Raw genomic sequence first — 15,265 nt, forward strand, 5'->3', positions numbered from 1 at the left:
TTTTTCAGTCTGCACCAGCCACCATACCCACTGCAGATGTCAAGATACGATAAAATAGTTAAATGATAATAAAGTAGTATTTCAACTTATGATGAAGTTAAAAAGTGTAGGTAGTCTTCTGCTGGTGTTTATTGCCCTTCAGTTTAGCCAGGCGCAAAATCCAATTATCCAGACTTCCTATACAGCCGACCCGGCACCCATGGTGTACAACAACAAGCTATACCTGTACACCAGCCACGACGAGGCCGAATCTACCTGGTTTACGATGAATGACTGGAAGTTGTACACCACCGATGACATGGTGAACTGGACGGACCACGGCACCATATTGGCCTACTCCGATTTCAGCTGGGCAAAAATCAATGCCTGGGCACCGCAATGTATCGAACGGGGTGGGAAGTTTTACATGTATGTTCCGGTAACCACGAGAGATAATAAAGGAGCTATTGGGGTAGCGGTAGCCAACAGCCCGTACGGACCCTTTACCGACCCGCTGGGCAAGCCGCTGGTACAAAGCGGCGTAGGCGACATTGACCCTACTGTTTTTATCGACGATGATGGGCAGGCCTACCTATACTGGGGCAACCCGAATCTTTACTACGTCAAACTGAACGAAGACATGATTTCGTACCAGGGAGAAGTCGTGAAAGTGCCCAACACCGTTGAGTCGTTCGGGAAGCGCGAAGGAAACCCGGAAAGGCCGACCACTTACGAAGAAGGCCCGTGGCTCTACAAACGCAAAGGACTCTATTACTTGTTATTTGCCGCTGGCCCCATTCCGGAGCACATCGGTTATTCCACCAGTTCCAACCCGACCGGCCCCTGGAAGTACCAGGGCGTTTTAATGCCTACCGAAGGAGGCAGTTTTACAAATCATCCGGGCATGATAGATTTTAAGGGGAAAACCTATTTCTTCTATCACAACGGGGCCTTGCCGGGCGGTGGCGGCTTTACCCGCTCTGTCGCTGTTGAAGAAGTTGACTTCAAAAAAGACGGCACAATTCAGCCTGTGAAAATGACGAAAGGAATCACCAAAAGCCTGGCCACTTTAAATCCTTACGTGATGAACGAAGCGGAGACAATGGCCTGGTCTGAAGGTGTGAAATCCATGCAAAATGAACAGGTTGGTGTCTTCATTACGGCCATGCGGAACGGGGCTTACACCAAAGTAAAAGACGTTGATTTCCGGAAGAAGGGCGCTTCAAAATTTACCGCCAGGCTTGGTACAACCCACAACGGCAATGTATCCATGGAAATCAGGCTGGGCAGTGTGGAAGGAGAATTACTCGGAACCGTAAATGTGCCGCTTACCGGCGGGAATGACCGATGGGCCGTGGTAGCAACCGATGTAAAAAAAGTAACGGGCGTTCATGATGTGTTTTTTGTCTTTAAAGGAAAAGCAGCAAGCAATATCATGTACTTCGACTACTGGCGGTTTTCGGAGTAGTGAGTTCAAATCATGCTTCCCGGGAAATCAAGTTTACACAGGCCTGAACAAAATTTTGAAAATGAATAAAATACGCATTTGCATGCTCCTGTTCCTGGTGTTAGCTGGGAGCTTAACCAGCAGAGGGCAGTCGTATCAAAAAACAGATGCTGGTATCAAAACAGCGATAAAGTCTGTTGCGGTGGAAGTTCAGTTTTACGACCCTTCCACAGTACGGGTGCTGAAGTGGCCACAGGGCGATACGTTTGATAAAAAGAGCCTGTCAGTTATCAAAGCTCCTCAAAAAACAACTTTCAGTGTACAGCAAAAGGGAGAAGCTATAACCCTGAAGAGTGCAGACCTGCTTGTCGTATTGAACTTGAGCAGCGGTGCCATCTCCTTTAAAACACCTGATGGAGAAACACTCCTGGCCGAAAAAGAAACCCCGAACCAGTTTGTCAAATTCGACGATGCCGGCGTGAGTGCCTACAAGGTAACTCAGGCCTTTGTCTTAGCGAAAGGTGAACCCATTTATGGCTTAGGCATTCAGCAACAGGGCAAAATGTCACAGCGAAACGTGAAACTGCGCATGGTCCAGGGCAATACCGATGATTATGTTCCCTTCTTCCAGTCGGTAAAAGGCTATGGTGTTTTCTGGGATAATTATTCTCCAACCAATTTTGCTGATACACAGGAAGAAACGTCATTCAGCTCGGAAGTTGGCGATGGCATCGATTATTATTTCATGAATGGCGGTACTGCCGATGGTGTAATTGCCCATATGCGCAGCCTCACCGGTCAGGCGCCTATGTTTCCGTTGTGGACATACGGGTACTGGCAAAGCAAAGAGCGCTACAAAAGCCAGAACGAGCTATTAGGCGTTGTTCAAAAATACCGGGAGCTGGGTGTGCCGTTGGACGGTATCATCCAGGACTGGCAATATTGGGGAAACAACTACCTCTGGAATGCCATGGATTTTCTGAACCCGGAGTTTTACGACCCTCAAAAGATGGTTAATGATGTGCATAAGCTTAATGCGCACCTGATTATATCCGTCTGGTCCTCGTTTGGCCCTCATACAAAACAATATAAAGAATTAGAAAAACTAAACGCGCTATACAATTTCAAAACATGGCCTGAGTCGGGTTCAGAAAAATGGCCGCCAAACCTGGATTATCCTTCCGGTGTAAGGGTGTACGATGCCTTTAACCCTGCAGCCCGTGATATTTACTGGAAGCACCTGAATGAAAGCGTGTTTAAGTTAGGCATGGACGGCTGGTGGATGGACTCCACAGAGCCCGATAACTTTGACAACAAACCGTCCACCACCCACCTCGGGTCCTACCAGAAGGTGCGCAATGCTTATCCGTTAGTATCTGTAGGCGGCGTGTACGACAATCAGCGCAAGGTCTCATCCGATAAGCGTGTGTTTATACTTACCCGTTCGGCTTTTGCCGGGCAACAGCGCTATGGGGCCAACACCTGGTCAGGCGATGTGGTGGCTTCCTGGAATGCGCTTAGAAACCAAATATCCGGTGGGTTGAACATCTCGTTGACTGGTATTCCGCATTTCAATAGCGATATCGGCGGTTTCTTTCTATGGGAGTTTAAAGAGAAACTAAAGGACCCCGAATACCGGGAGTTGTATGCCCGCTGGGTTCAGTTTGGCGCCTTCAGCCCGATGATGCGCTCACACGGAGCCGATGCCCCCCGCGAAATTTACCAGTTTGGCAAAAAAGGCGATAAAGTGTACGATGCCATCGAAAGGTACATCAACCTGCGTTACTCCCTGTTGCCCTACATTTATTCCACCTCCTGGGATGTAACCGCCAACCAGTCCAGTATGATTCGGGCATTGGTAATGGATTTTGCCGCAGACAAACAGGCCCTGGACATCAACGACCAGTACATGTTTGGTAAATCCATTCTGGTTTGCCCGGTAACAACAGGCATGTATACAAAGGATAGGGAAGAAGATTTCAGCACGATTAAGTCGCGGAAGCTTTACCTGCCAAAGGGCTCCGACTGGGTAGATTACTGGACAGGCGAAAAATTGTCCGGTGGCCAGACGGTGACCAAGGACACGCCGCTTGATGTGATTCCCTTGTACCTGAAAGCCGGGTCTATTCTGCCGATTGGTCCTAAAGTGCAGTTTGCCACAGAGAAGAAATGGGATAACCTTGAAATACGTGTGTACGAAGGCGGCAATGGCGAATTTACGCTATACGAAGATGAAAACGACAATTACAATTACGAAAAAGGAGTGTATTCAACAATTACTTTTAACTGGAACAACGCAAAAAGAACCCTTACGATTAACGACCGGAAAGGTGAGTACCCGGGCATGCTGAAAGACCGCAAGTTTAATATTATCCTGGTCTCCAAAGGTAAAGCTGTCGGCGATGGAGCGGTAGAAAAGTTCGATAAAGTGGTCAGCTACAATGGCAGGAAAACAGTTGTCAGGCTCTGACAGAAAGCTCCTCTGAGCACGAAGTTATGAGGGTAAAAAGAAAAGGTAATTGAAGTAAATAATGATCCTGCGCTTCAGGCCATGTTTCATTTTCGCCTGCAACGCAAAACTGAAATAGGTCTTAGCCTCAGGAACAAAAAAAGAAATCGGAACAATAAAGAATTAACAATTAATATTACAAAAATGAAAATTAAATCAGGATTTGTGCCATCAGGAAAAAGGCGGGTAGCTTTTCTGTGTGTGTTGGTGGCCTTGTTTTCTTTTATGGGGTTCAACGGAAACAGCCAGAACGTCAAAGTGGCTAAAAATGCCCCGGTATTCTCAAAATCTGTGTACGAAGGAAACGATAAGGTATACAATGACAATCCGCTTAAGGCAGGCGAATTTTACAACCCGATTATACAAGGCGCTTATCCCGACCCTGCTATTACGCGCAAAGGCGGCGATTACTACATGGTGCATTCCTCCTTTGCCATTTTCCCCGGAGTGCCTATTTTCCATTCCAAAGATTTGGTGAACTGGACGCAGATAGGCCATGTGCTCGACAGGCCTTCGCAGTTAAACGTGCACAACACGGGCATAAGTGCCGGCGTGTATGCACCAGACATTAAGTATAATCAAAACAATGACACGTTCTACATGATCACGACCGCATTTGCCGGTGGTCTGGGAAATATTGTCGTAAAAACAAAAGACCCCCTGAAAGGCTGGAGCGATCCTGTGAAGTTAAAGTTCGACGGTATCGACCCTTCGCTTTTCTTCGACGATAACGGGAAAGCCTATGTGGTGCACAACGATGCGCCCGATAAAGGAAAAGAGCTGTATCAGGGGCACCGCGTGATTAAAGTTTGGGATTATGATGTCGAAAAGGACCAGGTAATTCCCGGAACCGATAAGATTATCGTAGACGGTGGGGTTGACATTGAGAAAAAACCAATCTGGATTGAGGCGCCTCATATATACAAAAAGAACGGGCGTTACTACTTAATGTGCGCCGAAGGCGGCACAGGAGGCTGGCACAGCGAAGTGATTTTCGTGAGTGACAATCCAAGAGGCCCTTATAAACCTGCACCGAGCAACCCTATCCTGTCACAAAGATACCTGAACCCGAACAGGGCGAACAAAGTAGACTGGGCTGGTCATGCCGATTTAGTGGAAGGGCCTGATGGCAAACATTACGGCGTGTTCCTGGCTATCCGCCCCAATGAAAAGAACCGCGTAAACATAGGCCGCGAAACCTTTATTTTGCCTGTGGACTGGTCTGGTGAATTCCCTGTATTCGAAAATGGTCTTGTACCAATGGAGCCAAAGCTGAAAGTACCTGCAGGCGTAGAAAACAAGACCGGGAAAGAAGGTTTCTTCCCCAACGGCAACTTTACCTTTACCGATAACTTTACTTCCGACAAACTGGATTACCGCTGGGTAGGCTTAAGAGGACCACGCGAAGCGTTTGTTTCTACTTCCAAAAAAGGATTGCAGATTAACCCCTTACCGGTCAACATCAAGGAAGTGAAGCCAACGTCCACGCTATTCCTCCGCCAACAGCACAACAACTTCACCTACACCACCACACTCGATTTTAAACCAGCATCCGAAAAAGAGCTGGCGGGTATCACGTTGTTGCAAAGCGAAAAATTCAATTACGTATACGGCCTCACCCGGAAAGATAAAGACGTTTACCTGGTGCTGGAAAGAACAGAGAAAGGTACATCTAAAATCATAGCCAGTAAGAAAGTTGATGTGAAGAAGCCAATCCAGCTTCGGGTAAAAGCGGATGGCGATAACTACCAGTTCAGTTATTCAATGAATGGAGCCGACTTTGTGAATGTGGGTGAAACCGTTTCCGGGGACATTCTCTCTACCAATGTTGCAGGAGGTTTCACGGGTGCTATGATTGGTTTGTACGCCACTTCTGCCAACGATGCGCATCCCCAGAATTTGGTTCAATAGTTTCTGTTCGCAGCTCTCGCAGTTGCCCCGGTACATAACGCACCCGTACTTGTAAACGGATGAGCAGCGGCTAGAGCAGGTGGAGATACTAACAGGAAAAAGGAAGCTACCGTTTGAAAGTCTTATTAAATGAATAAAAAAAGGTCCGGACTTGTGCCGGACCTTTTTTTATGTTCTGCCGAAACGGGATTGGTAAACTTATCTCCGGAAAGCGGGTACTTGAAGAGTATAATTGTAATATTGGGCAACAGGAAAGTTATAGACAGCGTCATATTTTTCCGGAAAATCCCTTGCCAGGAGTAGTTGAGTGAAGTTTTTAACTACACCTAAAATTTGACTTTCTGAGGAGACCGGTACTGATGTCGTGGTTCGTGACATTTGCTGTTGTATGGGATAGGTGGGTTGTCTGAATTCACAGATTTTATGTTTTAACAGAAACAACCTGCTTTACCCAATTATCTGCCCCCCATCCCGGTTCAGGCAATCTGCAGCTCCTGCCACCACAGCCACTGCTTCTGCTTCCGGGTTAAAAAGGCATTGGTAAGGCTGTAGAACATGGCAGTGCTTTAATGTTGAATGTAAGGATAAGTTTCAAATAGTAAAAAAATATTTGCAATCGGTTGCAATTATGAAATATAATTCCCAAGTTTATGTTTGAAAACAAACTAATGTTAGTTTAAATACCGCCTATGAAAAAGATTTCTTCCAAAGTCGCCGAATTTAAAAACATCAGAAACTGCTATTTGATGCAGGTGTATGGAGGGTATTAAGGAAAATAACAATAATAATTTCAATTCTATGGCTGCTAAAGCTGCTTCGTTTGGCAAGATAAACAAAGGTAAAGCAACAAATGCTGTGGGATATAGGGAGTTTATACTGTAGAGATTTTCCTTTAAATCAAAATGCCAACGTTGGCGTTGCAGGCATAAGGTCTGATGCCCATGCTGCTGCAGTTAGAAAACAGTAATACTAGATCAGGTAGCACAATTTAAAACTTTACTCAAGATATAATAAACTTTACAATGTCTCCACCTCCTGTTATCAGTGTCATAACTGTTATAGTTTATTAATTAAACACAAAACTTAAATAAATATATATCTATGAATTGGGATTTAACGAGAAAACCAGGAGCAAATACCAGGCTGTTGGGTAAACTGAAGCTTATGCAAGTTGCCTCTGTGCTTTTAACTTGTATGTTTTTAAGTTTACAGGCTCTGGCGCAAACCGGCAACCTGAATATAACAGGCCGGGTTACAGACGAAAGAGGAGTGGGTATGCCGGGTGTAACCGTAATGCTGAAAGGCACTACCACCGCTGCCCCTACTGATGTTGATGGTAATTATGCTATCACGGTGCCGAACGGAACAGGAACACTGGTATTTACTTTTGTGGGATACCAGACCCAGGAGGTGCCCATTAACAACCGCTCTACGATTAATGTGACCATGGCTACCGATGCCAGGGCGCTGGATGAGGTGGTCGTAGTTGGGTATGGCGTTCAACGGCAGGAAGCTGTAACTGGCTCAGTAGCTTCCATTAGTGGAGATGCCATGCGCGACGTGCCGGCTGGTAATATCACACAGGCGCTGCAGGGGCGTTTGCCAGGGGTGGAGTTTGCGCAAACATCCTCCAGGCCGGGCGCCTCAACCCAAATCCGGATTCGCGGAACGCGCTCACTAAATGCCAGCAACGATCCGCTGGTAGTACTGGATAATATTCCTTTTGCCGGGTCTATCTCCGATATCAATCCAAACGACATTAAAAGCGTTGATATCCTGAAAGATGCCTCGGCAACGGCCATTTACGGCTCGCGGGGTGCCAACGGGGTTATATTGGTGACAACCCACAAAGGGAAAGCAGGACAAAAAGCAAGGGTAAATTATAATAGTTTTTATGGTATAAGAGATGTGTTTGCCAAATATCCCATGATGGACGGGCCGGAGTTTGTTGCGCTCCGTAAGGCAGCCGGTATGTTTACAAATGCATTGGATGAATCCGATGACGTAAACACCGACTGGCAAGACTTGTTGTACAAAACCGGTAAAATGTCAAGCCACGACTTAGGCATTTCAGGTGGCACCGAAAATGGTAGCTACAACTTCAGTGCGGGCTATTTTGAGGATGAAGGCGTGATTCCTACACAGCAGTACAAACGTTACTCTATGCGCGGTGGCCTTGACCAGGGAGTAGGTAAATATTTCCGGCTTGGCTTTACTACCTACAATAACTACAATGTTACGGAGGGTTCTAATATAGGGCTATACGGAACCTTAAGTGCGTCCCCTATTGCCAATCCGTTCAATGCTGACGGTACCTTGAAAAGAACCATCAGGATGCCGTTGGATGAGCAGTTTGTAATTACAGGAGAGGTGGTAGAGGGTTTAAGCGATCAATGGCTCAGCGAAACCAGGGCTTTTGGAACATATAACACCATGTATGGCGAAGTAGAAATTCCGGGAGTTGAGGGCTTAAAATATCGTACCAACCTTGGATTGAATTACCGCCAGAGCCACGGTGGCGCCTATACAGGAGAAGGAATAAACAGTGCTACACTTACAACTCCTTCAACCGCTTCTATTAGCAATTCGCATACCTACGACTGGACAATTGAAAATATGCTGACCTACGACCGCACCTTCGCCGGAAAGCATAACGTGAACGTAGTAGGGTTGTACTCTGCCTCACAATCCAGGTTCAATAGTTCTCGTATTGCAGCAAGAGATATTCCTGCGGATGCCTTTCAATTTTACAACCTGGGGCAGGCTGCCGGCGAAATTACCGTTAACCCGAATGACCAAAACTACTGGCAGAGTGGCTTAATGTCGTGGATGGGACGCGTTATGTACTCCTACGACGACCGCTACATGTTGAGCGCTACGTTACGCACCGATGGTTCCTCTAGGCTGGCCCCGGGACATAAGTGGCATACCTACCCTGCGGTATCGGCCGGATGGAATGTTGCGAGGGAGTCGTTTATGGAGGATGTGAGCCTGATAAATATGTTGAAGTTACGTGCGGGCTATGGGCAAACCTCCAACCAATCTATCAATCCCTATGCTACCCTTGGTCGCTTAAGTACCAGGCCTTACAACTTTGGTCCTGATACCTATGAAACCGCTTTATATGTGACCGAACTGCCGAATCCTAATTTAGGTTGGGAGTTCTCCCAGACATTGAATCTTGGCCTGGACTTCGCCCTCCTGAACCATCGCCTGTCCGGTACTGTAGAGTATTATGTTACAAATACCAATAACATTCTGCTGCGGGTAGGTCTGCCTGCTACATCGGGCGTAGGCAGCTATGTGGCAAACATCGGGGAAACCCAGAACAAAGGCCTGGAATTGTCGCTTAACGGTGTGATACTGGACGAACTCAACGGCTGGACATGGGAAGCCGGTATTAACTTGTATGGCAACCGCAACAAACTGGTAGCACTTGCTTCGGAACAACCGCGGGATGAATCCAACTGGTGGTTTGTAGGCCATCCGATCAATGTGATCTACGACTACGAGAAAATAGGCCTCTGGCAAGAGGGAGACCCGTATCTGAATGTCCTGGAACCGGGCGGAAATGTAGGTATGATCAAGGTGAAATATACAGGCGATTACAATGCCGATGGTACACCTGTAAGGCAAATCGGGCCTCTGGACCGGCAGATCATGGATGTAAATCCGGACTTCCAGGGAGGGTTCAATACCCGTGTAGCTTATAAGGGATTTGACCTGACGGCAGTCGGTGCCTTCCAAAGCGGCGGTATACTTATCAGCACGCTCTACGGAACATCAGGTTACCTCAATATGATGAGCGGGCGCAGGGGGAACGTAAGTGTGGACTACTGGACACCGGAGAATACAGGTGCCAAGTATCCAAAACCAGGCGGCTTAATGAGCGGCGACAACCCAAAATATGGTAGTACCTTGGGTTACTTTGATGCAGGTTACCTGAAAATGCGCACGATATCACTAGGTTATAACTTTACCAGCAACAGTTGGTTGCAAAACGCCGGTATCAACAATCTGCGGCTCTATGTTTCTGCTCAGAACCCGTTTGTGATGTTCTCGCCTTACCACAGAGAATCAGGTCAGGACCCCGAAACTAACTCATATGCCGACGAAAATGTGGCGGTAGCCACTGGCACTCCAAGCCGACTGCTAACAATTGGCACGAACGCACCTGCAACACGGAACTACCTGGTTGGTCTCAATTTTACATTCTAAAAAAGATGATAAAGATGAATCGTTTTCGTATAAAAACTATAATAGGCACAGCCCTGATGATGTCGTTGTTCCTGGTATCCTGCGAGGATATTCTGGAAGAACAGCCGCGCAGTATTTATGAACCCAACTTTTTCCGAACCGAAAAAGGTGTTTACGGTGGACTAACTTCAATGTACGCGCACCTGCGTTATATTTACGGACAAGCCTACTATTACAACACCACCGAAACAGGTACCGATGAAGTAACCTACGCGCAGAGTGCGGATCAAAACTTCCTGGTGATGGACCTTTCCGGTCAGGGCGAGATTACTCCTACCACAAGTCGCGCCGATGTGTTGTGGGGAGCCGCATTTCCGAACATTAACACCGCCAGCGGTATTATTGAAAATGCTGCCGCAGTAGGCACCATTCCGGGTGCGCTGATTGCCGAAGCCAGGTTCTTCCGCGCCTTCGATTACTTTATGCTGGTACAAACCTTTGGCGGCGTGCCCCTGGATCTGGGCGCAGGGGAACTGAAGTTCAATACAAATCCGGTGAGAACCTCGGTGCGCAACACAGTGCCTGAAGTTTATACCAAAGCCATATTCCCGGATCTGCTCAAAGCGGTTGAAGATTTGCCGGTAAACCCGCGTGTTACCGGCGGTGTAACCAAAACGGTTGCACGCCTTTATCTGGCAAAAGCTTACCTAACCTATGGCTGGTGGCTTAGAAATCCCAACAATATCCCCACTTATCCGGAGGCTCCCCGAACCGACCCTGACGGGCATGATGCCCAGTGGTATTTTCAGCAGGCATACGATGTGGCTGTTAACGCTATTCAAAATCCAGGGCCTTTCGGTTTAGTGGATACCTATTATGATGTAAACGTAGCGACAAATGACCGCAACAAAGAACAGCTGCTGTACGCCGACCACACGGAAACAAGCGAATTTTATAACGGAGGCAGCCTGACATTTGGAAGTGGCGGCGCCCCCGATAACTTTGCCGGCTGGATGATGACCTGGAACTATACCAATATCAGGAGTGCACTAAATCCAGACTGGACGAATCCTGTAAGTTCTGTGCAGCGTGAAGCAACACAAGCCTTAGGTCGCCCCTGGATACGTATGGCTCCAACCATCGGTGTAGTTACAAATACCTTTGCCGACAAAACAAATGATTCTCGCTACGATGGCACCTTTACAACCGTTTACCGTGGCAACTGGCCTAAAGGAGGAATCAATGCTCAGGTTGTGTATAACGCAAACAGTCTGCCGGTTAATCCAGGTGAGCCCATACTTACCTTCTTAAATGAGCAACCGGCAACGGCAATCTCTTATCCAAGTGGAGCAGGCAAAAGTAATGTAGGTGCAGGAGAGTTGCCTGGAAGATCCGATTTTGTTGTCCATCCCCGCGGCATTAGCCGAATTGTATACCCGGGACTTTGGAAGCTCGGTCCTCACCGTACCGACCATGACTCTGAAACCAGTTTAGGACAACCGAATGCCGGCAGTACCCGTCCTTTCTACATCGCCAAATTCTCGGAGCTTTACTTTGTAGCGGCCGAAGCAGCTGTGATGGGCGCAACTACGCAGGCTGGTTACAACGCCAGGGAACTGGTTAATGTTATTCGTGCCCGTGCCGGCAAGTGGCGCTGGGACAACAACGGCAACACTGCCAAAGTGGTTGATAATAGCGCTGCTATGATTGCTGCCACCCCGGCAACTATCGACATCAACTACATTCTGGCAGAACGTTCGCGTGAATATTTTGGCGAAGGTTACCGCTGGTACGATTTGGTGCGTACCCAAAAATGGGAAGAACTTGCTGCCACTTACGAGATTGCCGGCAGAAACTATGGCGATCATACGCCTGTAACGGTAACGCGTACCATTCAACCGTATCACTACCTGCGGCCTATTCCACAAAGCCAGCTCGATGCTTTGGAAATGACTGCAGGAGAAAAAGATCTTTACCAAAACCCTGGATACAGAATGTAATTGCTCTGCTGAATCCTGATAAAAAAGACTGGCTGCTCATATTGGGCAGCCAGTCCTTTTTATCATACATCTTTAATTTTAAGTGATAGCCGATGACGTAGAAGCTGCTCATATGAATGTCATTACCAGCTCTGGTTTGGAAAGAAAAAAAATGGACAATTTCTGGATGCTGCATGAGCAGAAGGAATGGTGGCAGGTGCAGTCTATTTTTTTTAGAAGAAAACAGGCAGATATTCATTCAGTTTGTTGCAGATGATTTTAGCAATCGGTTGCATTTTACGGTTCTTTATGTAGCTTTGTAATAATAAGAAAATAAGTGTTAGTTGGATGTAAGACGGGAGATAATGAAAGCAAGATACAGGTCAAAAGGCCAGATATTTTGCTTTTATACTTCATAAAATGAGCTGGTCCCCTGTACAACAATTTACTCTCCACTTATACGATGCTCTAGCCTGTTAAACCACAGACCAGTAAAAAACATCAAAGAAAATGAATACGATGAAGCAACTTTTTGTAGTATTGATGGTGCTGTTCGCCCTGCCAGCGTGGAGTGCCGACCCTTTTGTTAAGTTTTCAAAAGAAGCCAATTCACTTCCCCTGGTGCAGGAAGGTAATCCCCTTCCCATCCTTCTGGATCAGGGCGATTTTGAAGGTGTCAGGATTGCGGTTACCAGTTTGCAGCAGGACTTTCAGGCTGTAACCGGTAAGGCGCCGGTACTTCTCAATGCAGCTTCCGGAAACAAAGAAGTTATCCTGGTAGGCACCATCGGGAAAAGCAAACTGATTGACGGGCTGCTGAAATCCGGTAAAATCAAGAAGAAAGAGCTGGCCGGCAAGCGGGAGAAGTTCATCATTACCACCGTTGATAACCCGGCGAAAGGTATTGACAGGGCACTGGTGATTGCCGGAAGCGATAAGCGCGGGACTATCTACGGCGTGTACGAGCTATCCAAACAAATTGGGGTGTCGCCGTGGTATTGGTGGGCTGATGTGCCGGTGGTACCCAACAAAAATATTTACGCGCTCCCGGGGCAGTACACCGACGGCGAGCCTGCCGTAAACTACCGTGGCATCTTCCTGAACGATGAGGCGCCTGCCCTGACCGGCTGGGTAAAGCACACCTACGGAACCGACTATGGTGACCATCGCTTTTATGCACGGGTGTTTGAACTGATTCTCCGCCTTCGCGGAAATTACTTATGGCCAGCTATGTGGCAATGGGCTTTCTACCAGGATGATCCCTTAAATAGCAAAACAGCAGATACCATGGGCGTCATCATCGGTACATCCCATCATGAGCCGATGGCGCGTAACCACCAGGAATGGACCCGCAAAAGGAAAGAACACGGTGCCTGGAATTATGCTACGAACCAGGCTGTACTGGATAAATTTTTCCGGGAAGGGATTGAGCGGGTAAAAGGCACAGAGGATGTGATTACCATCGGTATGCGTGGAGATGGCGACGAGGCTATGTCGGAAGAAACGGATATAAAGCTGCTGGAGAAGGTGGTGGAAAACCAGCGTAAAATCATCGCCGAAACCACGAAACGCCCTGCCAAAGAAACGCCGCAGGTCTGGGCGCTGTACAAGGAGGTGCTCGATTATTACGAAAAAGGCATGCGCGTTCCCGACGATGTCATCATGCTGCTCTGCGATGATAACTGGGGCAATGTGCGCCGCCTGCCCACCAAACAGGAACTCAAGCATCCCGGCGGTTGGGGCATGTATTACCACGTGGATTATGTAGGAGCGCCCCGTAATACCAAGTGGCTGAACGTGACGCCCATTCAGCACATGTGGGAACAGCTGCAGCTGACCTACGATTACGGCGTAAATAAGCTTTGGGTGCTCAACGTCGGCGACCTCAAGCCCATGGAATATCCGATTACCTTGTTCCTGGATATGGCCTGGAACCCAACCCAGTATAACGCCAATAATCTACTCGACCACGCACGCCAGTTCTGTGCCCAGCAATTTGGCGAGGAGCAAGCCGACGAAGCGATGCGCATACTCAACCTGTACAGCAAGTACAACGGGCGGGTGACACCAGAAATGCTTGACCGCAATACCTATAACCTGGAAACAGGCGAATGGAAAAAAGTGTCGGACGAATATCTCAAATTAGAGGCAGAAGCGCTGCGTCAGTATGTTAGTCTTAAACCTGAGTATCGTGATGCCTACAAGCAATTGATTCTCTTCCCGGTTCAGGCAATGGCAAATTTGTATGAGATGTACTATGCTCAGGCAATGAATCATAAACTGTATGCCGAAAAAAATCCGGAAGCTAACTTTTGGGCAAACAAAGTGGAGCAGACGTTTAAACGGGATGCCTTCTTAATGAGTGATTACAACAACGTGATGTCCGGCGGCAAGTGGAAAAACATGATGTCGCAGAAGCACATTGGCTACACCTCCTGGAACGACAACTTCCCGGCAGACAAATTGCCGGAGATTCACCGCCTTAAGGAGCCTGAGAAAGCGAAAGGCAAATATGTATTTACGCCGAAAGACCGCTATGTAGCCATCGAGGCGGAACATTACTACGACCTCAAGAACCCGGCATCCAATGCCAGTTGGACGGTTATTCCCTATGTAGGCCGTACTTTGAGCGGCATTGCCGTAATGCCTTATTCCCAACCCGTAGAAGGAGCCGCTGTTTCGTATAAAATGCAGTTACCGGCAGAGGTGCGTTCTGCCACGGTACATGTAGTAGTTAAATCCACGCTGGCTTTTAAAAACCTGAGCGGACATAGGTATGCCGTTAGCTTTAACAACGGACCGGAAACAGTTGTAAATTTCAATTCCGATTTAAACGAAGACCCCAAAAATATTTACTCTGTCTTTTACCCGACTGTAGCACGTCGCGTTGTTGAGAAAAAAGTGAAGCTGGATATTCCGCAAACACCCGATGGAGTGCAGACGCTCACGCTGAAGCCGCTGGACCCTGGGGTGGTGTTTGAAAAGATAGTGGTGGACTTCGGCGGGTACAAACCTTCTTATTTGTTCATGGACGAATCACCTAGTAAAAGAGAGGTAGCGGAGGGTTCTGCCAGTAAGTAAGAGCTGGGATAAAAACGCCACATGCTGTTGAAAATACTTACACAGCAGGCAGCTTCAGGAGGGGAGGCAAGTAAGTGATTGTGTGCTTAGGGGGCCTGCCCCGATGTGCAGCAAGAAAAAGCAACTGCGCTTACAGGAGCAGCAGGTTTGGTGGCAGGTGCA

Annotated in this window: 6 protein-coding genes; all 6 read left to right on the plus strand. The window is 47.7% G+C overall.

Translation table 11 applies throughout. The features are described 5' to 3' along the window. The first annotated feature begins 88 nt into the window (after positions 1 to 88). The 6 genes from DCW36_RS10045 (at position 89) to DCW36_RS10070 (ending at position 15,103) form a co-directional block, all read left to right on the plus strand. Positions 89 to 1,447: a glycoside hydrolase family 43 protein gene (locus DCW36_RS10045; RefSeq protein ID WP_114778502.1), complete on the plus strand. Its 1,359-nt coding sequence runs from the start codon at positions 89 to 91 to the stop codon at positions 1,445 to 1,447. A gap of 61 nt (positions 1,448 to 1,508) precedes the next feature. Then, a complete protein-coding gene (locus DCW36_RS10050; RefSeq protein WP_114778503.1) occupies positions 1,509 to 3,896 on the plus strand; it encodes a glycoside hydrolase family 31 protein in 2,388 nt (795 codons plus the stop codon). 183 nt (positions 3,897 to 4,079) lie between these two features. Continuing rightward, positions 4,080 to 5,846: a glycoside hydrolase family 43 protein gene (locus tag DCW36_RS10055; protein ID WP_114778504.1), complete on the plus strand. Its 1,767-nt coding sequence runs from the start codon at positions 4,080 to 4,082 to the stop codon at positions 5,844 to 5,846. A gap of 1,194 nt (positions 5,847 to 7,040) precedes the next feature. Further along, entirely contained in the window at positions 7,041 to 10,064 is a 3,024-nt protein-coding gene (locus DCW36_RS10060) for a SusC/RagA family TonB-linked outer membrane protein (protein WP_240676118.1), read from the plus strand. Between the two features lie 14 nt (positions 10,065 to 10,078). Further along, positions 10,079 to 12,043: a RagB/SusD family nutrient uptake outer membrane protein gene (locus DCW36_RS10065; protein ID WP_114778607.1), complete on the plus strand. Its 1,965-nt coding sequence runs from the start codon at positions 10,079 to 10,081 to the stop codon at positions 12,041 to 12,043. A 498-nt stretch (positions 12,044 to 12,541) separates the two neighbouring features. Next, on the plus strand, positions 12,542 to 15,103 hold the full coding sequence (locus DCW36_RS10070; protein ID WP_114778608.1) for a glycosyl hydrolase 115 family protein: 2,562 nt from the start codon (positions 12,542 to 12,544) through the stop codon (positions 15,101 to 15,103). Positions 15,104 to 15,265: the final 162 nt, after the last annotated feature.

This window comes from Botryobacter ruber (assembly GCF_003347595.2).
Classification (GTDB): Bacteria; Bacteroidota; Bacteroidia; order Cytophagales; family Hymenobacteraceae; genus Pontibacter; species Pontibacter ruber_A.

Excerpts from the sequence above, each read along its gene's own strand:
- DCW36_RS10050 (WP_114778503.1), top strand. The coding sequence starts at position 1,509 with ATGAATAAAATACGCATTTGCATGCTCCTGTTCCTGGTGTTAGCTGGG.
- DCW36_RS10070 (WP_114778608.1), top strand. The coding sequence starts at position 12,542 with ATGAAGCAACTTTTTGTAGTATTGATGGTGCTGTTCGCCCTGCCAGCG.
- DCW36_RS10055 (WP_114778504.1), top strand. The coding sequence starts at position 4,080 with ATGAAAATTAAATCAGGATTTGTGCCATCAGGAAAAAGGCGGGTAGCT.
- DCW36_RS10060 (WP_240676118.1), top strand. The coding sequence starts at position 7,041 with ATGTTTTTAAGTTTACAGGCTCTGGCGCAAACCGGCAACCTGAATATA.
- DCW36_RS10065 (WP_114778607.1), top strand. The coding sequence starts at position 10,079 with ATGAATCGTTTTCGTATAAAAACTATAATAGGCACAGCCCTGATGATG.
- DCW36_RS10045 (WP_114778502.1), top strand. The coding sequence starts at position 89 with ATGATGAAGTTAAAAAGTGTAGGTAGTCTTCTGCTGGTGTTTATTGCC.